Annotated in this window: 18 protein-coding genes and 2 pseudogenes; 4 read left to right on the top strand and 16 right to left on the bottom strand. The window is 67.5% G+C overall.

Annotated features, from left to right (window positions below; translation table 11 throughout):
- Positions 1-7 precede the first annotated feature (7 nt).
- On the bottom strand, positions 8-1,618 hold the full coding sequence (gene efeU / locus AC5Y7E_RS17000) for an iron uptake transporter permease EfeU (protein ID WP_499949927.1): 1,611 nt from the start codon (positions 1,616-1,618) through the stop codon (positions 8-10).
- Between the two features lie 90 nt (positions 1,619-1,708).
- Positions 1,709-2,542, bottom strand: coding sequence for a DUF3097 domain-containing protein (locus AC5Y7E_RS16995; RefSeq protein ID WP_499949926.1), 834 nt, complete (start codon positions 2,540-2,542; stop codon positions 1,709-1,711).
- Positions 2,543-2,759: 217 nt separating this feature from the next.
- On the opposite strand from AC5Y7E_RS16995, the gene AC5Y7E_RS16990 reads away from it, so the two are divergent.
- Positions 2,760-3,047: a DUF3349 domain-containing protein gene (locus AC5Y7E_RS16990; protein WP_499949925.1), complete on the top strand. Its 288-nt coding sequence runs from the start codon at positions 2,760-2,762 to the stop codon at positions 3,045-3,047.
- A gap of 23 nt (positions 3,048-3,070) precedes the next feature.
- Here the strand turns inward: AC5Y7E_RS16990 and AC5Y7E_RS16985 are convergent, their stop codons facing one another.
- From AC5Y7E_RS16985 to AC5Y7E_RS16965, 5 genes and pseudogenes are all read right to left on the bottom strand, one after another.
- The gene (locus AC5Y7E_RS16985) at positions 3,071-4,141 is read right to left on the bottom strand and encodes an ABC transporter ATP-binding protein (protein WP_499949923.1); all 1,071 of its coding nucleotides are present in this window, start codon (positions 4,139-4,141) and stop codon (positions 3,071-3,073) included.
- Between the two features lie 2 nt (positions 4,142-4,143).
- Entirely contained in the window at positions 4,144-4,965 is an 822-nt protein-coding gene (locus AC5Y7E_RS16980; protein ID WP_499916769.1) for a carbohydrate ABC transporter permease, read from the bottom strand.
- Positions 4,966-4,972: 7 nt separating this feature from the next.
- Positions 4,973-5,880 (bottom strand): annotated as a pseudogene (locus AC5Y7E_RS16975) (carbohydrate ABC transporter permease).
- A 54-nt stretch (positions 5,881-5,934) separates the two neighbouring features.
- On the bottom strand, positions 5,935-7,260 hold the full coding sequence (locus AC5Y7E_RS16970) for an ABC transporter substrate-binding protein (protein WP_499949922.1): 1,326 nt from the start codon (positions 7,258-7,260) through the stop codon (positions 5,935-5,937).
- A gap of 61 nt (positions 7,261-7,321) precedes the next feature.
- Positions 7,322-8,245: pseudogene (locus AC5Y7E_RS16965) on the bottom strand (sigma-70 family RNA polymerase sigma factor); the annotation flags it as partial.
- A gap of 168 nt (positions 8,246-8,413) precedes the next feature.
- On the opposite strand from AC5Y7E_RS16965, the gene AC5Y7E_RS16960 reads away from it, so the two are divergent.
- A complete protein-coding gene (locus tag AC5Y7E_RS16960; RefSeq protein ID WP_499949921.1) occupies positions 8,414-8,773 on the top strand; it encodes a DoxX family protein in 360 nt (119 codons plus the stop codon).
- 10 nt (positions 8,774-8,783) lie between these two features.
- Here AC5Y7E_RS16960 and AC5Y7E_RS16955 read toward each other — a convergent pair whose 3' ends face one another.
- Together AC5Y7E_RS16955 and pncA are read right to left on the bottom strand one after the other, a co-directional pair.
- Positions 8,784-9,584 carry a ketosteroid isomerase family protein gene (locus AC5Y7E_RS16955; RefSeq protein ID WP_499949919.1) on the bottom strand — a complete coding sequence of 267 codons (801 nt, stop codon included), beginning with the start codon at positions 9,582-9,584 and terminating at the stop codon, positions 8,784-8,786.
- Positions 9,584-10,144 (bottom strand): pyrazinamidase PncA, encoded by a 561-nt coding sequence (pncA, locus tag AC5Y7E_RS16950; protein ID WP_499949918.1) that lies wholly within the window; start codon positions 10,142-10,144, stop codon positions 9,584-9,586. Before pncA ends, AC5Y7E_RS16955 begins: the two co-directional genes overlap by 1 nt.
- Before the next feature lie 101 nt (positions 10,145-10,245).
- On the opposite strand from pncA, the gene AC5Y7E_RS16945 reads away from it, so the two are divergent.
- A complete protein-coding gene (locus tag AC5Y7E_RS16945; protein ID WP_499916194.1) occupies positions 10,246-11,301 on the top strand; it encodes a DoxX family protein in 1,056 nt (351 codons plus the stop codon).
- Positions 11,302-11,321: 20 nt separating this feature from the next.
- On the opposite strand, the gene AC5Y7E_RS16940 is transcribed toward AC5Y7E_RS16945, so the two are convergent.
- From AC5Y7E_RS16940 to AC5Y7E_RS16920, 5 genes are all read right to left on the bottom strand, one after another.
- Positions 11,322-11,900: an ATPase gene (locus tag AC5Y7E_RS16940; protein ID WP_499949917.1), complete on the bottom strand. Its 579-nt coding sequence runs from the start codon at positions 11,898-11,900 to the stop codon at positions 11,322-11,324.
- Between the two features lie 30 nt (positions 11,901-11,930).
- On the bottom strand, positions 11,931-12,320 hold the full coding sequence (locus tag AC5Y7E_RS16935) for a TA system antitoxin ParD family protein (protein WP_499950078.1): 390 nt from the start codon (positions 12,318-12,320) through the stop codon (positions 11,931-11,933).
- Positions 12,321-12,387: 67 nt separating this feature from the next.
- Positions 12,388-12,882 (bottom strand): gluconokinase, encoded by a 495-nt coding sequence (locus tag AC5Y7E_RS16930; protein ID WP_499949915.1) that lies wholly within the window; start codon positions 12,880-12,882, stop codon positions 12,388-12,390.
- Positions 12,883-14,907, bottom strand: a complete 2,025-nt coding sequence (locus AC5Y7E_RS16925; RefSeq protein ID WP_499949914.1) for a DUF7064 domain-containing protein — start codon at positions 14,905-14,907, stop codon at positions 12,883-12,885. It lies immediately after the preceding gene.
- 17 nt (positions 14,908-14,924) lie between these two features.
- Entirely contained in the window at positions 14,925-16,442 is a 1,518-nt protein-coding gene (locus AC5Y7E_RS16920) for a carboxylesterase/lipase family protein (RefSeq protein ID WP_499949912.1), read from the bottom strand.
- A 79-nt stretch (positions 16,443-16,521) separates the two neighbouring features.
- On the opposite strand from AC5Y7E_RS16920, the gene AC5Y7E_RS16915 reads away from it, so the two are divergent.
- Positions 16,522-17,190, top strand: a complete 669-nt coding sequence (locus AC5Y7E_RS16915) for a hypothetical protein (RefSeq protein WP_499949911.1) — start codon at positions 16,522-16,524, stop codon at positions 17,188-17,190.
- Here AC5Y7E_RS16915 and AC5Y7E_RS16910 read toward each other — a convergent pair.
- Positions 17,180-18,148 (bottom strand): SDR family NAD(P)-dependent oxidoreductase, encoded by a 969-nt coding sequence (locus AC5Y7E_RS16910; RefSeq protein ID WP_499949909.1) that lies wholly within the window; start codon positions 18,146-18,148, stop codon positions 17,180-17,182. The two genes, AC5Y7E_RS16915 and AC5Y7E_RS16910, sit on opposite strands and share 11 nt — an antisense overlap.
- Complete coding sequence (locus AC5Y7E_RS16905; RefSeq protein WP_499916181.1) at positions 18,145-19,359, bottom strand: cytochrome P450; 1,215 nt, start codon at positions 19,357-19,359, stop codon at positions 18,145-18,147. Before AC5Y7E_RS16905 ends, AC5Y7E_RS16910 begins: the two co-directional genes overlap by 4 nt.
- Positions 19,360-19,393 lie beyond the last annotated feature (34 nt).

Here is a 19,393-nt window from a genome sequence, read left to right as displayed (position 1 = left end):
CCAGTATTCACGAGACCGGGACGCTGCCCAGGCGATGCGACTCACCATCAACCGATTTCCTCTCATCCTCTTGCCGGCGGTCCGCGCGCAGCGAGGCTACCGCCGCCAGTGCGCAAGCCAACGCAAAACCCGCCAATACCAGTGGAAGCCACACATTCCAGAGCTGCCGCTCGCCGTGACGACGCTCGCTGGCCACGATCTCGGCGAGTGTCGAGTGGTCTTCGGCAGCGGACGTGGACCAGTCGGTCGCCAGCCCGCCAAGGCTGACGGTTTTGGCGCCCGTCAACCCTCCGCCGGTCAACAGCGCCGTGCGGTTGCTCGTCGCGTGCGCACTGACCACGGAATCGCCTCGCGCGAACACGGTATAGACCGTGGTCGTCGACCATTGACCCTGAAATGGCCCCGGGGTGCGTCCCGCCGCGAGGCCGACCGGCAGCCGGCCCCCCGTCATGGTCAGCAACTGATCCAGCGTGACTTCCGGCGCACCGTCGGCCCCGGCGGCCTCGGAAACCTGCCATACCTGTACCGGCACGCCGTCCACCGTCTGGTCGTCTGCCGGGACGAGCACGATGTTGTGGACGGTCGAGGTGCCCTGGGGGACGACGCTCAGCTCGCGGCCGTGCGGTCCCGTCACTATCGACACCGCGGCGGCGTGGCCGGATCGGTCGGTGACGGTGCGCGCCCCCGGCGTCGGCGGCGAGGCGGCGGCCGGCGTCATGATCACCAGCACCGCCCCGACCACGAGTAGCACCGCCGACGTCGCCGCCAACAGCCGGGCGCGGGCTCGCGGCGCGGCCGCGAGCCGGGTGGGCCAGAGGAAAACGACCAGAACGGGCACGGCATACAGCAGCCAGCCCAGCACCTCGATGAGCCGTGGGTCGGCGGGGATGCCGAACACCCCGGTCGTCGCCGCACCCAGCACCGAATTGCTGGGTATCAAGCCGGACAGGTCGAGCACCTGTTGCTGGCCGATGCTCACCCAACCGGCCTCGTGCGCGGTGCGCAGCGCGCCGAGCACCAGCCCGGCGGCGATCAGCACCAGAAACACCCCGGTGACCCGGAAGAACCGGCCGAGGTTGATCCGCAAGCCGCCGTAATACAGGCCCACGCCGAGCCCGACCGAGGTCAGGATGCCCACGGCGCCGCCCAGCACGGCGAACCACCGATTGCCATGCGACGTCTCGGCGGCGGCCAGCAAGAACACCGACGTCTCGAAGCCCTCCTTGAGGACGGCAAGGAACGCCATCGCAGCCAGGGCGAACGCACCACCGCGGTTGACCGCCTGACGGGCTTCGCGCTCAAGTTCCCCCTTGAGCTGCGCGGCGTTGCCGTTCATCCAGATGATCATCGACGTCACGAACACCACCGCGATGGCGTTGATGACGGTTTCCATCATCTCTTGCTGGACCTGCGGCAGGCTGGCGGCGAACAGGTCGAGGCCGACGCCCACGCCGACGCTCAGCAGCACCGCTACGGCGACACCGGCAAACATCGGCCGGACCGTCGAGCCGTTCCGCTTGAGGAAGGCAGCGACGATGCTCACGATGAGCGACGCCTCTAAGCCTTCACGAAGACCGATGAGGAATGTGCCGATGAATACGCCGAAAATGCCCTGCATACGCCCTGTTTCCGTCCCGCCGGTCGGGACATCGGCCAGCGTAGCCTAACTAGCCCGACGGGCTTCAGCCGTGGTCCGCCGGCCGCGATATCAGGCGACCGGCGCCGTGACGAAGTCGATGAGTTCTTCGACCCGGCTGATCAGTGCCGGCTCGAGATCGTTCCAGTCGCGCACCCGCGAACGGATGTGCCGCCAGGCCCTGGCGATGTCCGGCTGACCGTTGTGCGGCAGACCGAGCGCCTGGCACACGCCGTGCTTCCACTCCACCTGCCGCGGCACCGTGGGCCAGGCGTCCAGGCCCAGCCGCTGCGGTTTCACGGCCTGCCAGATATCGACGTAGGGATGACCGACGACCAGGGTGTCGGTGCCGCCCGGGCCCCGCCGCACCGCATCGGCGATGCGCGCCTCCTTGGAACCCGCGACAAGGTGATCGACGAGCACCCCCAGCCGGCGCCCCGGTCCCGGGGCGAACTCGGCGACGATGTCCACGAGGTCGTCGACGCCACCGAGTTGCTCGACGACGACGCCTTCGATTCGCAAGTCCTCACCCCACACCTGCGCGATGAGCTCGGCGTCGTGGCGACCTTCAACGTAGATGCGGCTGGCCCGGGCGACGCGCGCACGGACACCGGACACGGCGACCGAACCCGAAGCGGTCCTGCCCGCGGCGGTCGGTACCGGCCGGCGCGGCTCGGTGAGGATGACGGGCCGCCCCTCAAGCAAATACCCAGGGCCCAAAGGGAACCCACGCACGTGACCACGCCGGTCTTCGAGGTCCACTCGCCCGTATTCGACCCGCACCACCGCGCCGACGTATCCCGTCGCCACGTCCTCGACCACAAGGCCCGGTTCGGCAGGATGCTCGGTCGAGCGAGGCTTACGTCGTCCCGCGGCGAGGACATCGGTTCCATAGCGATCCACCACGCGGCAATACTAGAAAGCCTTGCGGCCAAAGATCGTTACGGCGCGCCACGTTCGGCGAATCGTCACCGAAGTCACTCTCGATGCGCCGACCACCCCGGCCATAAAAAGTGCGTTTAACTGTGTGGCGTTACTCAGCTGATGGCATTGCCGATGGTACGTTGCTACAAGCAAGCACTGCCGCTCACGCGCAACTTGCGGCGGTTAGCGAGGTGGACACATGGACCTGTCCCATTGGGTGACGAGCATCGTGGCTTTCGTGCGGGCCGGCTACCCCTCGGGCATGCCGGCCGCCCGGCATGTGCCATTGGTGGCGTTGACGCGCCGACGGGTCTGCGGTGACGACATCACCACCATCGCAAGGGATCTCATCGCGCGCCGGCTCTGGCCGATAAGCTCCATCGACATCGGCGTGGAGATCACCCGCATCACCAACCAGCTGCCCTCCCCCGACGACATCGCGCGCGTCCAGCGTCGCGTTCATGCGCTCCGCTGCTCCCGCGGGTAGGCACCTCGACCCAACCCAGTGGATCAACGGATTCGGCGGCCATCCACACCGAAGAAGTGCAGGTGCCCGGGCTCCGGGTGCAGACGCACCCTGCTGCCCTTCTGTGGTGGGTTGCGTCCGTCGACCCGCGCGACGATCGACGCATCGATTACCTTGCCGGACCCGGTGATTCGCCCATACAGGTAGGCATCCGCCCCCAGTTCCTCCACCACGTCGACCTCCATCTCGACGCCGAGACCACCCAGCTCGAAATGTTCGGGACGAACCCCGACCACGACCTCGCCCGCGGCGCTGGCGACGTCCCGGGGCAGGGTTATGGGCCAATCGCCCAACGCCACAGTGGAATCCACGATGGGAAGGGTGAACAGGTTCATTGCCGGCGATCCGATGAAACCCGCCACGAAGACGTTGTCCGGGTTTCGGTAGAGCTCGCGGGGTGGTGCGAACTGCTGCAGCACGCCGTCGCGCAGGACGGCTACACGATCGCCCATGGTCATGGCCTCGACCTGATCGTGGGTGACGTAGACGGTGGTGGTGCCCAACCGCCGTTGCAATGCGGCGATCTGGTTACGGGTCTGCACCCGGAGTTTGGCGTCGAGGTTGGACAGCGGTTCGTCCATCAGGAACACCTGGGGCCGGCGGACGATCGCGCGGCCCATCGCCACTCGCTGGCGTTGGCCGCCGGACAGGTCCTTCGGCTTGCGATCCAGATAGGGTTGCAGGTCAAGCAATTTCGCCGCGCCCAGCACCCGCTGACGAATCTCGCCCTTCGGCGTCTTGGCGATCTTCATGGCAAAGCCCATGTTCTGGGCCACTGTCATGTGTGGGTAGAGCGCATAGTTCTGAAAAACCATCGCAACGTCACGATCCTTGGGATCGACGTTGGTGACGTCTCGCCCGCCGATCCGGATATGGCCGGAGTCCACGACTTCCAGCCCGGCCACCATTCGCAGCGACGTCGTCTTGCCACACCCGGACGGCCCTACCAGGACGACGAATTCGCCGTCGTCAACGACGAGGTCGAGGTTGTCCAGGGCGGGCCGGTCCGCTCCCGGGTAGCGCCGGGTCGCTTGCTCGAATGTCACCGAGGCCATAGCTAGCCGCCCATCCCGGTGACGGCGATTCCCCGGACGAAGGAGCGTTGCGCCACCGCGTAGATGGCGACCAGGGGCAGCATGATGAGCATCGAGGTTGCCATCAGGACCGGCCACCGGGCAACATACTCGCCCTTCATCCGGACCAGGCCCAGGGTCAGGGTGGCCAGGCTGTCGCGCTGAATCATCAGCAGCGGCCACAGGAAATCGTTCCAGACGTTGACCCACGTGAGCACGGCGAGCACCATCACCGCCGGGCGCGCGTGGGGCAGCAGGACCCGCCAGTAGACCTGCCATGGCGAACAACCGTCGAGTATCGCCGCCTCCTCCAGATCGGTGGGCAGGGTGCGAAAGAACTGCCGCATCAGGTACGTGCCGAATGCGCTGCCGAAGAAACCCGGCACGATCATGGCCCACGGCGTATCGACCCAGCCCAGGGTTCGCATCACCAGAAACTGCGGGATCACGGTGACCGTCAGGGGCACCATCAACGTGCCGAGATACACGACGAACAGCGCGTCGCGGCCACGGAAATCCAGCCGCGCGAAGGCATATCCGGCCAGCGAGCAAAAGAAGACGTGTCCCGCGGTGACGCAGCCCGCGTACAGCACGGTGTTGAAAAACATTCGTCCGAACGGCATCAGCGTGAACACCTCGGTGTAGTTGGACCACCGCGGGTGAGCCGGCAACAGCGTGGGCTCGCTGACCTCGCCTTCGGTTTTCAGCGAGCCCGACACCGCCCACGCGATCGGGAACAGCGCGCACCAGGCGACGGCGAGCAACGCGCCATACACGATGCCGCCGCGCACCACGGTGCGCCTGATGACACCCTCACTTAAGCCCACGCGAAGTCTCCAAAGATCGTCGATGGCTGACCCGCAGCTGCACCACGGTCAGCACCAGCAAGACGGCGAACATCACCCACGCCAGCGCGGAGGCGTATCCGAATTCGAGGAAGGAGAACGCGTGCTGGAACAGCATGATGCCCAGGACGTAGGTCGCCGATTCCGGCCCGCCGCTGGGTCCGTTGAGGACATAGACCATGTCAAACGCCTGGAAGGCGTGGATCACCGAGATGATGATCACGAACGAGATCGACCCCCGGATCAACGGGACGGTAATGGAGACGAATTGCCTTATCTCGCCGGCGCCGTCGATCTTGGCCGCCTCGTAGACCGTTCCCGGAACGCCTTGCATCGCCGCCAGCAAGACGACGGTGGCGAAGGGCACGCTGCGCCAGACGCTGACGATGCACAGTGAGGCCATGGCCCAATGGGGATCCACCAACCACGGGGCCGGACCAAGCCCGACCCAGCCGAGCATGATGTTGAGCAAGCCGTTGTCGGTATTGAAAACGAACTGCCACACCACCGCCATCACGACCGATGAAATAGCCAGCGGCAGAAAGACGATCGTGCGGAAGACGCCGATGCCCCTGACCTTCTGGTTGAGCACCCCGGCGACGGCCAGGCTGATGAGGACCGTCGGCCCGACCGTTCCGAGGGTGAAGATCACCGTGTTGCGGATCGCGATCACGAAGAGAGGATCGGAGGTGAACAGCTCTCCGAAGTTTTTCAGGCCCACGAATTTCGGTGGGGTGAACACATCCCACTGCTGCAAGCTCATGTACAGCGAGAAACCCAGCGGAAAGAGCATGAACACGGCGACCGCCGCCATGTTGGGTGCCACAAACAACCGGCCCGCCCACGCGTGCCGGCGCCACGGGCTCGGGTCCTTATGCGTCGTTTTCGCCCTGCCGGCCGGAGCTGTCGCGCCAGGTGCGCCCGTCGAGGTCATGGGCTGCGCAGCACTTCGTCTACGGAGCGGGACAATCCGCTCAACGACGTGGCCGGCCGGTTGCCGCGCAGGACGCGCCCGAAGTTGCGGTCCATCAAGGCATTGACCTTCTCCCACGCCGGTGTGATCGGCAGGCCCTGTGAAAACGCCGGCCCTTCGGTGAGCACGCCGAGATTGCCGAGCCGTCGATGAGCCTCGGCGAATCCGTCCGACCGCAGCGCTGAGCGCAGCACGGGAACAAACAAAAGGGATTCACCGATCAACGCTTGCCCGACGGGACCGGTCGCGAACTTCACGAATTCCCACGCCTGCTCTTTGCGGGGGCTGCTCGCCGAGATGGCCAGTCCGGTGGCGCCGATATCGGAACACGCGGCGTGACCCTTTCCCAGCGCCGGGCCTACCGGCAACGGCGCGACATCGAAATCCAGATCCTCGGCCCGGATGTAGGTCTGGTAGCGCCAATGCCCGCCGAGCGCGATCGCCGCCCGTCCGACCGCGAAAAGATTGGGTGTCGACATCGACTGCGTCTCAGACGCATTGGGCGCAACCCGGTATGTGTTGGCCAGATCGGCGTAGAACTGCACCGCTTCTTGAAACGCCGCGTCGTCGAAGTTGAGGTGGGCCGGATTGAGCCGCGGGTTGGACCAGGCGACGCCGTTGTTCATCGCGAAAAGGCCGGCTGAATAGTAAGAACCCCAGGTGTTGACAAAGCCGTACTGCGACGCCCGCCCGGCGGCGTCACGCTTGGTCAGGGCGCGCGCCGTGTCCAGGAATTCGGTGAAATCCCAAGGCTGCTCCCACGTCTTGGGCGGCGCCGGCACCCCGGCCTCGGCGAAGAGCCGCTTGTTGTAGAACATGTAGTTGCCCGACCACTGTTCGGGCAGCGCGTACTGCTTTTCGTTGAATGTGAAGGTTTCGTACAGCGCCGGGATGCTGTCCGCCTTGAGCTGGTCGGCGAACGCCTTGTCCCGCGCCAACAGCGTGTTCATGTCCAGCAGCACACCGCGGTCGGCGAGTTCGGCGTAGGTCAGTTCCCACGCCATGAGCACGTCGGGGCATCTGCCGCCGACGCAAAACGTCGAAAGCTGTTGCATGACGCCGGGACCGGATTGCACCGCCCGAACCTTGATATCGGGATGACGGCGCGTGAATTCGTCGACGATGCGCATCCTGGCGTCGCGCTCGTCCGGGTTGGCCGCGAAGAAGAAGGTGAGGGCGTCGTCTTCGGGGGCGCACCCGGCCGGCCACGGTGCCAGCGCGGCGGCAGAAAGCGCGCCGGCGCCCCGCAGCAGGTTGCGCCGTCCGAACGGCCTATCGAGCATGACTCTCCCGGTCTTGCCCCGCGCCCGGCTTCCCGGCCGGCTGTGTCTGACGTCCTTATTACCCGATCAGATCGTGACGTTCGTGGATCGGCCACCGGGGCAGCGTCAGCGCGGTCCGACGGATCCGCTCGACATTGCCGGTGATGTCGATCGTGTGGATGCGACCGTCGGCGCCGATGCCGATCACCAGCAGGACCTGCGCGTGCCCGTGGGCCGCGAGCACGATGCCCGGTGCCCCGTCGATGAGCATGACAGCACCAGCGCGCGCCCGCTGCGCGAACCGGCGAGTCTCGTTGGCGACCTCGGGGGCACCGCGCAACGTCGTTGGCACGTCGGCCGGGACGAGGGCCGGATCAACCGTGCGCACCACCTCGGGAGCCAACAGTTCGAGCAGGCCGGCGATATCACCGCCGCGGGAGGCCGCCAGGAACGCCTCCACCACCTCGAGGTGGTGGGCCGTGCGGCGCGCAGGGACGACCGGCCGCGCGTGCACCCGGCCGCGCGCCCTGCTGGCCAGCTTCTTGGCTGCGTCCGGTGACCGATGCATCACCGCGGCGATCTGTTCGAACGGCATCGCGAAAACGTCGTGCAGCACGAAGGCGACACGCTGCGCCGGGGACAGCCGGTCGAGCACGACGAGCAGCGCGCTGCTCACCGACTCCGTCAGCAGCGCGTCCTCGTCGGCCGGCGCCGACGCCGTCTGGGCCAGCCGGTCCAGTTCGTCGGGCCCGGCGAGGGGTTGTTCGGCGCGATGCTTGCGCACCCGAAGGTGGTCGAACGCCTCGCGCGCGGTGATCGTCGTGAACCAGCCCGTGAGATTCTCCACGGCGTCGAAGTCGGCACGACTGGCCTTGAGCCACGCCGACTGCACGGCGTCCTCGGCGTCGGCCACCGAGCCCAGCAGCTGGAACGCGACCGACCTCAGATGTCGTCGGTCGGCGTCGAAACGCGCCGCCAGATCCGCCAAATCCCTTGTTGCGCTCATGGGTCACCTTTTCCGCACGAAAGCCGTCAAGAAGGTGACCCCGTCCAACGGACTTCCTGTGGCAAAGGAGACAAGCACCATGACCTTACCGATTGTGCGCCGTGGCGCGCAGCGTGCGCACCCGACCCGCCGGTGCGGAATTTGCTGCGCGACAAAGGATTGGCCCAGATGAACACCGCACTTGTCGTGATCACGCTGATCACCGCCGCGATCACCGCCGCGATCGCCATCGCCGACTTCGTTCCGGCGCGATTCGTGCTGGCGAACTCTGCCGAGGTCGGGGTGCCGCGGTCGTGGTTACCGGCGCTTGGCGCGGCGAAGTTGGCCGGAGCCGCCGGCATCGTTGTCGGCCTCGTGGGTCCGTGGCAGTTGGGCGTCGCGGCCGCCGCGGGCCTCGTTGCATTTTTCGTCGGGGCGGTGGCGACCCACCTGAGGGCGCACGTCCTGTACAACATCGCGTTTCCGGGCGCGTACCTGTGCCTGTCCGCGGCATCGCTGGCGTTGATGGTGGTCGTGCGACATGCCTGACGCCGCTGGATCAGGCGGGAAAATACCTGATCCGTTTGATGGCGTTGCCGCGCCAAGCCACGTCGGCGAACACGATGGCGCGCCCGTGACCCGAGTTGAGTGAGACGGCCACGGTGGGGCCGGCGCTGTTCATCTTGGTTGCGCCGACCCCGTCCAGTTGCTCCATCAGTTCGGCCAGCTCGAGCGGGTCACGATCGCCCAAAGTTATTGCGGCATCCGAGGACAGCACTCGCGCCGCGGACAAGCTGTCCTTCCGCGCGACTGCGTCGAGGAACGTCGTCAGCAGCCGCTGGTGGCGCGCTCCCACCCGCCGGAATCCGGCCGCGAAACCCGCGGTGCCACGCCAGCCTTGATTGCTCAACAGCCCCTTGGACAGGTTCAGGGCGGGCCGCAGGGCACCCGAACCCGTGCGCAGGAACTGCAACATCATGGCGGGAAGCTCCCAGTAGGCGCGCAATTCGCCAATCTTCCACTCGCCGTTGGCTTCTCGGAGGTCGTAGCGCAGGAAGGCGGGAATGTACATCGTCACGGCCGAACCCATCGCCACCTCGAGCTCGAGGTCGCGCAGCACCGTCGTGCCCACGACGATGTCGAGATCGCGATGGAACTTGATGTCACGCGGACCGATGAAGGTGTCGTAGAAGCGCCCGATCTGCTCATGCCCCACATGCGGTCGCGAGCCCACCGGGTCCTCGATCCGGCCGTCACCGGTGAACAGTCCCACCCACCCGGCGCGATCGTGCGCGGCGGCCGCCTGCGGCGAACGCTCCACGGCGGCGAGCAGACCTTGCCGATCCAGCGGCACCACCATTAGGGTCCCCCAACCAGCTCGATGCCGGCGGAGCGCATTTCCGCCAGCGCCTCGGCAGCCGAGTCCGCGGCGGCGGCCGCGGTCAGGTCCAGCAGCACCCTGGTGGTCAGGCCTGCCGCCGCCGCGTCCTCGGCGGTCCGTCGCACGCAGAAGTCGGTGGCGATGCCGACGACGTCGACCTCGTCGACCCCCCGCCGCCGCAACCACCTCAGCAGTGTCGTCCCGTCCTCGTCGACGCCCTCGAAACCGCTGTAGGCAGCGGCGTGAGCGCCCTTGCGAAAGACTGCGTCGAGGTGGCGGATGTCGAGGTCCGGGCGAAGATCCGCGCCCGCGCTTCCGGCGACGCAGTGCACGGGCCAGGAGGATGAATAGTCCGGGTGGTCGGAGAAATGATCACCCGGGTCGATGTGGAAGTCCTGGGTCGCCACGACGTAGTGGTAGCCCGGGTCACCGGACAGATAGGTGTTGATCGCCGGCGCCAACTCGGCGCCGCGTGCCGTCGGCACCGAGCCGCCCTCGCAGAAATCGTTTTGCACGTCGACGATGATCAACGCTCGCACGCGCTCCACCCTATCGGTGTGCACCGTGATGTCGATGCGGGTCTAGCTGGGGATATTGCCGCCGCGGTTTGCTCGACAGACAGCCGGGTAATACACGGGCCATGGTGCTCAGGAGAATCGCGCGACCCCTGTTATCAGTGGCATTCATCGGGCAAGGAGTCAATTCGCTGCTCAATCCCAAATCGGCGGCGGAGGCCGCCGCGCCGGCAGTGGACGGCCTTCAGGCGCTGCCGGATTCGGTGAGCAGCAGCATCCCCAGCGACCCCGAGACGGTCGCGCAGATCACCGCGGCCGTTCAGATCGGCGGCGGCCTGCTGCTTGCCACCGGCAAACTCCCCCGCATCGCGTCGGCGGCGCTCGCGGTGACGGTGTTGCCCGCCAACCTCGGGACGCATTCGTTCTGGAACGAAAGTGACCCGGTGGCCAAAGCCCAGAAACGCCAGCAGTTCCTCACCGACCTCAGCCTGGTGGGGGGACTGTTGATCGCCTCCGCCGACACCGCTGGCAAGCCCTCGCTCGGCTGGCGTGGCCGGCGAGCGGCCGAACGGCTCTCGGAGCGGGTGTCGTCGGCGTGGCCCGGTTCCGACGACGCCGATTTCTCCGAGCTGGGTGATCGGATCGCCCACGGCTTGCAGGTCGGCGCCGAACGGGGCCGCGAACTGGCCAGCACCGCCGCAGAGCGCGGCGCGCCCTACGCCGAAGCCGCACTCGAACGCGGCCGTGAACTGGCCAGCACCGCGGCGGAACGCGGCGCGCCCTACGCCGAAGCCGCACTCGAACGCGGCCGAGAACTGGCCAGCACCGCGGCGGAACGCGGCAGGCCGTTGGCGAAGAAGGCCCGCAAGCGCGGGGAGCAATGGGCCGACGAGGCCGCCGACCGCGCCGCATATCTGGCGGAGAAGGCGCGTAAGCGCGGCGAAGACCTCGCCGATGACGCCGCCGACCGCGCCGCGCCGCTGGCCAAGAAGGCCCGCAAACGCAGCGAGAAACTGGCCAAGAAGGCCCGCAAGCGCAGCGAGAAGTTGGCCGGCACGGCGCGAGCGCGCGGCGAGGAGTTAGCCGAAACCGCCCGTCAGCGCGGCACCGACCTGGCCGACAGCGCTCGCGAGCGGGTCGGCAGTCAGGTAGACACCGGCCGCCGCAAGCTGTCCTGGTAGCCACCGGAGCGGTAGGCAGGTTAGTCGGGCCAGCGCGCCCGCAGATTCTCCGGCGCCCACGTGGGCCATTGGGGCGCGCCGGCCGTCAGGCCGCCGTTGAGTCGCGCCACGATACGCGGGCCGCGAAGTCTGCTGTTGTCGTAGACCGTGGCGAGGTCGGACAGGGCGATAGCCTCGGCGACCGGTATCCACAGCCGGCGATGGCGCTGCCGAATCTTGGCTTCCGGCACGTCGTGTCCGCCCGCCGCCACGCGGTGCCGGACGCGTTCCACTGCAAGGCCTTCCGGAATGAGCAGCACATGCAGCGCGACGGTGAAGCCCGCGCCGCGGGCTTCGTGGATGAGGTCCAGCTTGGACGGATGGGAAAACACCGTTTCGGCGATGAAGGACCGGCCCAGTTCGATCAGCTTTGTCCGGGTGTCCGCGGCGATGCGCGCGGCATCGTAGGCGTGCGACGCCGGATCGTTCGGCCAGCGTTGCCTCGCGATCTCGTCGGCGTTGACCACGAGGCTTCCGGGCAACAGCGGGGCCAGGGTGAACGCGATGAACGTGGACTTACCGGCGCCGTTCGGCCCGACCACCAGATCAAGTCGATCCATCGGACCGCCGGACCGCCGACGAACGCCGGGTCAGCGCCCGGCCACGAGCACCACCGCGGCGCCGTCGGGGCGGTGCTCGACGATCTCGCCGTCGTCGTTGAGGGCCACGGTGGTCACCCCCTGCCCGGCAAGCGTCGCCCCGTAGTCGGCGCGCCCCAGGCTTTCTTCGATGGCCGCGGAGATCTCGGCGTTGAACACCACGCCCTCCTCGACCGTGAGTTCGCTGGTCGCCAGGTAGCCGGCGAGTGCGGCTTCGACCCGTCGCCGCGACGCGGTGTGCTGGCTGGACACCGCTCGCCCGACCCGCGCCCAGTGGTCGAGTTGCTGCTTTGCCGAGCGGCTTTGGCGGGCACCCTCTGCCGCCGCGCTGTCCATCAGGTCGGACGCAACCCGCGTCACACGATCGACGGCCCCGGCCATGACGTCCTCCAATGCAACATTTTGCGACAAGTTGTAGCATAATGCTACACGGACGGCTCCGCCCCAGCTAGTCGCGACGCTTCACCACGATATCCACGATCGCGTCGACGTCGGGGCCGACGTCGACGGTCATGCCGGCCTCGTCGGCACCGAGGGGTTCCAGGGTGTCCAGTTGGGAGCGCAGTAGCGCCGCCGGCATGAAGTGGGCGGTGCGGGCGGCCAGCCGGCCGCCGATCAGTTCCGCCGAACCGGAAAGGTGCAGGAACGTTACCCCCGGGCAGTGCGCGCGCAGCTGGTCGCGATATGCCCTTTTCAGCGCTGAACAACTGGCCACGCCGCCGTCGCGGTGGGCGGCCAACCAGTCGCCGACCCGCTCCAACCAGGGGTAGCGGTCGTCGTCGTCGAGCGGTTCGCCGGCCGTCATCTTGGCGATGTTGGCCGGCGGATGCAGGGTGTCCGCGTCGACGAACGGGACCCGCAGGCGCCGCGCGAGCGCCGCGCCCACCGTCGATTTGCCCGATCCGGAGACGCCCATCACCACAACGGGAGCCGGTTCGCTCACTTAAGTCTGCTCGCCGAGGTTGCGGTTCCACTCCAGCCAGCCGACACCGCTACGCCCGTCGGCGGTGCTGATCGTCGCCCAGACGCGCGGAAACTGGCTGGCCCGCCCGTCCGTCGCGACGAGCCGGACCGGGGCCTGACCGCGCACGTCCACGGTCGCGGTGATCTGCCCCGGCTCCAGCGCCAGTGTCGCGTCCAGCGGTAATCCGTTGTCGGCGAACGACTCCCGTGAGTCGACGGTCTGCAATTCGGTGACCTTGCCGTCGGCACCCTGGGTGTAGCCGATGCTGAACGCGGGCGCCCCGGGGATCCGGATATTCACGCCGTGCAGGTGGGTGCCGTCGTCCAGGTGCAGCGCGCTCCACAGCCAATCCATGCCCCACCAATCGCGCACCCCCCACGAGTGATCACGTTGGCCGGCAACGGATTCCACACGGTAGTGGCGGTCGTCGATCGTGACGCCACCCGAGACGGTGCACGGGATTTCGTAACGCGTGGTCAGGCCGTACTTGTACGGCGTGCCGTCGGTAGCCCAGACCAGGCTCATGGTCAGCTCGGCCGGGGTTCCGGGCTCGCCCCGCAACAACGCCGATGGATCTGCGTAGGCCTGGGCCCGCGCCCGCACGTCGACGCGGTAGCTCTGCAGGGGCACGTCGGCGGAGTGGCCGAGCTCGAGGTCGTCGGTGCGCAGGGTCCATGGGTCCGACGGCAGCGGCACTTGCGCGTCGACGGCGACGGTGGGCATGTCGGGTCCGCACAACAGCACGTGCACCCACGCGATGTGCTCGTTGGCCACCCTGCCGAGCCGGAACCAGCCGCCCAATCCCTGTGCCGCATCGGCGAAATCGGCGTACCAGCTCTCACTCCACAGCGGTTCGGCGGTGGGATCGTGGGCGAGCTCGTCCGCGGCCGACGGCCGCAACGGCTCGGGCGCTACCGCTTCGGGCAGCGTCGACAGCGCATCGGTGTCGAGGACGTGGTCGCAGTGCCGCCGCAGCATCGTCATGAACATCTGGTCGCCGCGGTCGGTGCGCTCGACCAGCATCGACGAGACGATCGCCATCATCACCCCGAAGAAGCTCTGCCGCCGTACACCGTCGGCGACGTCGGCCAGGCTGAGTGGCGCCCGCGGACCGAGCGCCTCGTGGTAGGCCCGCAGCAGCGTGTCGTAGTGCTGTCGGCGGTCCTCGGTGGGCAGCGCGCAACCGAGGAAGTAGGCCAGGTCGGTCAGGGCCGGGCCCCAGGACACGGTCTGCCAGTCGACCACCGTCAGTGCGCGGTCGGCGCCGTCGGTGCCGAAGAGCATGTTGTCCAGGCGGTAGTCGCCGTGCACCAGGCCCTGGACGCGCCCGCGCCCGGACGCCTCCGCCGCGCCCTCCTTTTCCAAGGCCAGGTAGCCGTCGAACGCAGCAATCAGGCGCTCGCACACCACGCGGTGCTCCGGCGCGATCTGGTCGCCGTAGCGGTCGACGAAACCCGCATACAACGGGGTGATCATGGCCTGGTTCAGCGGAGCCGCGCGGTTGAGCCACGGCGCGTCGGCCAGCGAGACGTCGCCGAGCAGCGGCCCGTGCAGCCGACCCAGTTCGACGGCCCCGAGGTGGGCCTGTTCCACTGTGGCGCCGGCGATTTCGTCGCCCACGACCGCCGGGCCGGCGTCCGCCAGCAACAGATCGAACACGCCCGTCGATGTGTCGACCGCGGCGTGATAGCAGGGCGCGACGGGTCCGCCCAGACGAGGCGCGATCTCGCCGTAGAAGCGCACCTCCCGCTCGTAGAGCCCAAGCGCCAGGCCGGTCTGGCGGCTGACCGGATCGGTGGCCGCGACCTTCAGCACCACCGACTCGGGCCCCTCCGCGGATCTTTCGGCATAACTGAGCCGGACGCGATAGCACTCGCTCATCTGGCCGGTACCAATGCGCTCCACCGAGAAATCGGCGATCGGTCCGGTGCCGATGACCGCGGCCAGCCAGGAGGCGGTGAGATCACTGGGTCGTTCGATGACTTGCTCGGTCTCGGCGTGCATGGGGTCAGGGTGCCAGCTCACCGGGCCAATGAGAAGCCGTCCCATGCCATTCGGCGATGTGGGTGTGGATCGAACTCGACGCGGGACTTGCGGTCGAACACCATCACGGCGCGGTCTTCGGCGGTGTAGAGGGGCCAGTCCTCCCCCGGCACCCCGGTGCGGCTGAACGCGCGCCACCGGCGCTGCACCTGGTTGCTGACCCGCAACGCGGCCCGTTGGTCCGCCGCCGCGGTCAACAACGCGCCGAACCTGGTCCGGTAGACGTCGAAGACCGCGAGCAACTCGGTGGCGTGGGTGGCACCGAAACCGGACCAGCGCAGCGTGCGCGGGGCGTAGTCATACCGGTAGAGGTACGTCGGGGCATGGCCGCTGTGGGCCTCGGCGATCTGCCAGGCCGCCGAGGCGAAGGCGAAGTCACCGCCGAGCTGGATGCAGGCATTCCGGCCGGGATAGTCGGGATATGCAGCGGTAATGCGTTCGCGGATAGCGGGTTCCGCCTCGGCCAGCAGCTCTTCGACCATCGTTTCGTTGGTCGGCAGCATCGTCAGGAACCGGGTGAACAATCGGCCCTCTTCGGCATTCGTGCCCACGATCAAAGGAACCTTGTGGGCCGCGCCCCGCCGCATCGCCTCGACCGGGTCCATCGGCAGGATGTCGTCACCGAAGACGGGGCCGATCGGAAAGGCGCCCAGCCTGTCTTGCATGCCTTCGTCGATCAATCGGTGCTGGGTTTCCACCAGCTGGGCCGCGGATACTTGCATCAGTGCGTCGGCGGCATCCTGTCTGCGCACCCCGAGCAGGTTGGCGAAGCGGTTCGCGAACTCTGCCGCAACCTCTTTCGACCGCACCAGACCCGAGGCCGGGCTTTCCGAGATCGCCCGCGCGAACAATCCCTCGGCGGCCGGCACCGCCAGCAGTGAGGCGGTGATGCACGCGCCCGCGCTCTCGCCGAAGATGGTGACGTTGTCCGGGTCGCCGCCGAAGCCCGCGATGTTGTCGCGAATCCACTGCAGCGCCAGCACCAGGTCGCGTAGATACAGGTTGCTGTCGATCGTGATCTCCGGCGTCGACAGCGACGAAAAGTCCACGCACCCCAGCGCGCCCAGCCGGTAGTTCACGGATACGTACACGCATCCCCGGCGTGCCAGGGCCGCCCCGTCGTACAACGGTGTCGCCGAGCTGCCCATGAAATAGCCGCCACCGTGGATGAACACCATGACGGGCAGCGGTCCCTCGGCAGCGCGCTCGGGGGCCACGACGTTGAGGGTGAGGCAGTCCTCGCTCATCGGCTGATAGCGCCCGCCCAACCGCGACATGCCGAGCAGGGTGTAGCGGCGCTGTTGGGGCGCGCAATTGCCGAAGCCGTGGCAGTGCCGGACACCCGACCACGGCTGGGCCGGCTGCGGCGCCCGAAACCGCAGGCTTCCCACGGGTGGACGGGCATAAGGGATCGACCGCCACCGAGTGACCCCGTCGCGGGTGAAGCCCTCGACGGTGCCGATGGCCGTGCGTGCGCGGACAGTGCGGTGATGCATAACCCGACGGTAACCGACATGACGGCCGTAACGCGCGCACAGCGCCTTATTTGCCCGGCGCGGCGGTTAGCCTGACTGGATGCGGATAGCTGCGATGATCGCCGCGGCATTACTGGTCGCCGGATGCACACACGGCACGGGCGGCCATTCGGGGCCCACCGGAAGCACCACCAAGTCATCCACCGGGGCGCCGGGGAACACCTCACCGGGCCCATCCGCCGCGCCGGCCGCGGGTGCGGCGATCTCCGACGTCATCGCCTGGGTCGAGGCCGGTCACGCCGCCGATCCGAGCCGTTTCCACGCGGCCACCCGCGACGGGGTCACCACGCCGCTGGGCAACGACATCGCACTGACGGCGATGGCGGGCAAGGTCTCCTGCATGACCGATGCGAAACACACCGGTGGTGCGCTGGCCTGCCTGGTGAGTCTGACCAATCCGCCACCGGCTCCCGCGACGGCGTATGGCCAATGGCAGGGCGGTTGGATCGGCTTCGACGGGATGAACCTGCAAGTCGGATCCGCGCGAGCCGATCCCGGTCCATTCATCAACGGCAACGGACCGGAACTGGCGAACGGAGCTTCGCTGTCCTTCGGTGACTACCGGTGCCGCGCCGACCAAGCGGGCCTGTACTGCGTCAACTACGCGCACCAGTCGGCGGTCAAATTCAGCCCCGCCGGCATCGAGCCGTTCGGCTGCCTGAAGTCGGCGCCACCACCGGATGGTGTCGGCACCGCGTTCAGCTGCTGAAGCCGGCCGTCAAGGTCGCGAAGAGCTCGCTCATCTCGTCGGCGGCTCCGCCCGGCACGGTGTAGCCGGCTTCGTCGCGGATCTCGTCGAGATGGTCGCGCACGTCCTCGATGGACAATCCGGGGCGGTAGAAACCCTTGGTCCTGCCGATGAAGAACCGTGAAACTTGGCCTGCCCCAACGGTATAGATCTCTCCCGACACCGCACAATCCCGGTGGGTCAGGTAGGCCGCCACGGGAGCCACCGACGCGGGATCCAGTCGCCGTAGGTATGGACCCACCAGGTCATCCAGTACCGCTTGCGCGGCGGGACCGTCGGGCTGCGCGGCACCGTCCAGGGAGTGCGCCAGCATCCGCGTGTGGGCGATCGGGGCGATGGCGTTGACCTTGATGTCGCGACCGGCGGCTTCGGCGGCCAGTACTCGGGTCAGGCCGATCAATCCGGCCTTCGCCGAGCCGTAGTTGCTCATACCGGCGGCCCCCAAGATTCCGGCAGCCGAACAGGTGTTGAGAATGCGGCCATAACCTTGCTCGCACATCGCTTTCCACGCTGGCCTCGTCACGTAGCAGGCGCCCTTCAGATGCACATCCAATAGCGGTTCGAAGCGGTCGGCGGTCATGTCCTCGAAGGGCGCGTCCCGCACGATTCCGGCGTTGTTGATCACGATGTCGATTCGTCCCCATGCGCTCAGGGCGGTGTCGACGATCGCCTGACCGCCTTCGGGATTGGTGACGCTGTGGTTGTCGGCGACGGCCGCGCCGCCCCGGTTGCGGATCTCGTCGACCACGGCGCCCGGCGCCGCGGCGTCGGATCCCTGCCCGGTCACCGAGCCGCCGATATCGTTGACGACGACGCGCGCGCCCCGCGAGGCAAGCAGCAGGGCGTATTGCCTGCCCAGACCGCCACCTGCGCCGGTGATGACGGCGACCTGGTCGTCAAACCGCAGTTCGCCGCTCACCAGCGCACCGGAAGTTCTTTCATGCCATAGATGTTGGCGTCTTTGAAGCTCAACCGCTCCGGCGCCACCGCCAGTTCGAGGCCGGGCAGTCGGCGTGCCAGCGTCGCGAACGCGACCTGCATTTCGACGCGAGCGAGATTCGCTCCGATGCACTGATGGACGCCGTAGCCGAAGCCCAAGTGCCCGCGGGTGTTTCGGTCGGCGTCGAAGGATTCGGGATTGGCGACGAACTCCGCGTCCCAGTTCCCGGCGAGCAAGCTCATCATCACATACTCCCCGGCGCGAATCAGCTGACCGCCGATCATCAGGTCTTCGGTCGCCACCCGATCGACCTGGCTGTGCACGATGGACAGGTAGCGCATGAGCTCTTCGACGACGTTCGCGATGACGGCAGGGTCCTCGGTGTGGCCCAGGCGCTCGAATACATCGGGATGTTCCAGCAGCGCAACCGTTCCCAGCGAGATCATGTTGGCGGTGGTCTCGTGGCCGGCCTGCATCATGATCACGCCGGTCATGGCCGTGGTGGCGCGGTTGAGCTGACCCGTCGCCACGTATTCGGTGACCAGGCGGCTGATCAGGTCGTCGCCGGGTTCGCGGGCCTTACGTTCCACCAACTCCTCGATGTAGGCGTACATGGCGCCGAAGGCCTGTCCCTTTTCCGCGTCGGTGGACCTCTGGTCGAGCCCCTTCGTGGTGTTGAACTGGAAGAGTTCAAGATCTTCCGGTGGTACTCCCAGCAGCAGCGCGATCACCATCGACGGGACCGGTAAGGCGAATTCGCGCACCAGGTCGGCCGGGGCGCCATGCTCGATCATCTGGCCGAGGTAGTGGTCGACCCATTCCTGGATCTGCGGCCGCATCGACTCGCAACGGCGGAAGGTGAAGTTGCTGGTCATCATGCGCCGCAGTCGGTGATGCTCGGGATCGTCGGTCCGCGCGAACATCACCGGGACCTTGTTGTCGTCGTCCTTCGGCATGATCGAGTCCGGAATGGTCTTCGCGGACAGGCGAGGATCGACAAGCGCCGCCCTGATGTCCCGGTAGCGGCTGACCACCCACACCGGGTTTCCCTGGAACATCGCCCGTCGTAGCCCGGGACCGTCTCGCCATTCCTGGAACTCGGGCGGGGGCGCGAGCGGGCAGGTCGCCGGCCGCGGGATGGGCAGTGCGGGTAGACCGGCGTCGGGGCACACTTCCGAAGTTGTTGACATGAACCGCATTTCCTCTTAAGTGTCACCTGACTGC

Source organism: Mycobacterium sp. NGS17 (assembly GCF_059813205.1).
The sequence above is the reverse complement of the archived record's forward strand: the minus strand, read 5'-3'. Positions and strand labels throughout refer to the sequence as shown.

Excerpts from the sequence above, each read along its gene's own strand:
- AC5Y7E_RS16920 (WP_499949912.1), bottom strand. The coding sequence starts at position 16,442 with ATGCATCACCGCACTGTCCGCGCACGCACGGCCATCGGCACCGTCGAG.
- AC5Y7E_RS16940 (WP_499949917.1), bottom strand. The coding sequence starts at position 11,900 with ATGGATCGACTTGATCTGGTGGTCGGGCCGAACGGCGCCGGTAAGTCC.
- AC5Y7E_RS16970 (WP_499949922.1), bottom strand. The coding sequence starts at position 7,260 with ATGCTCGATAGGCCGTTCGGACGGCGCAACCTGCTGCGGGGCGCCGGC.
- AC5Y7E_RS16925 (WP_499949914.1), bottom strand. The coding sequence starts at position 14,907 with ATGCACGCCGAGACCGAGCAAGTCATCGAACGACCCAGTGATCTCACC.
- AC5Y7E_RS16915 (WP_499949911.1), top strand. The coding sequence starts at position 16,522 with ATGCGGATAGCTGCGATGATCGCCGCGGCATTACTGGTCGCCGGATGC.
- AC5Y7E_RS16990 (WP_499949925.1), top strand. The coding sequence starts at position 2,760 with ATGGACCTGTCCCATTGGGTGACGAGCATCGTGGCTTTCGTGCGGGCC.
- efeU (WP_499949927.1), bottom strand. The coding sequence starts at position 1,618 with ATGCAGGGCATTTTCGGCGTATTCATCGGCACATTCCTCATCGGTCTT.
- AC5Y7E_RS16945 (WP_499916194.1), top strand. The coding sequence starts at position 10,246 with ATGGTGCTCAGGAGAATCGCGCGACCCCTGTTATCAGTGGCATTCATC.
- AC5Y7E_RS16905 (WP_499916181.1), bottom strand. The coding sequence starts at position 19,359 with ATGTCAACAACTTCGGAAGTGTGCCCCGACGCCGGTCTACCCGCACTG.
- AC5Y7E_RS16935 (WP_499950078.1), bottom strand. The coding sequence starts at position 12,320 with ATGGCCGGGGCCGTCGATCGTGTGACGCGGGTTGCGTCCGACCTGATG.
- AC5Y7E_RS16960 (WP_499949921.1), top strand. The coding sequence starts at position 8,414 with ATGAACACCGCACTTGTCGTGATCACGCTGATCACCGCCGCGATCACC.
- AC5Y7E_RS16985 (WP_499949923.1), bottom strand. The coding sequence starts at position 4,141 with ATGGCCTCGGTGACATTCGAGCAAGCGACCCGGCGCTACCCGGGAGCG.
- AC5Y7E_RS16955 (WP_499949919.1), bottom strand. The coding sequence starts at position 9,584 with ATGGTGGTGCCGCTGGATCGGCAAGGTCTGCTCGCCGCCGTGGAGCGT.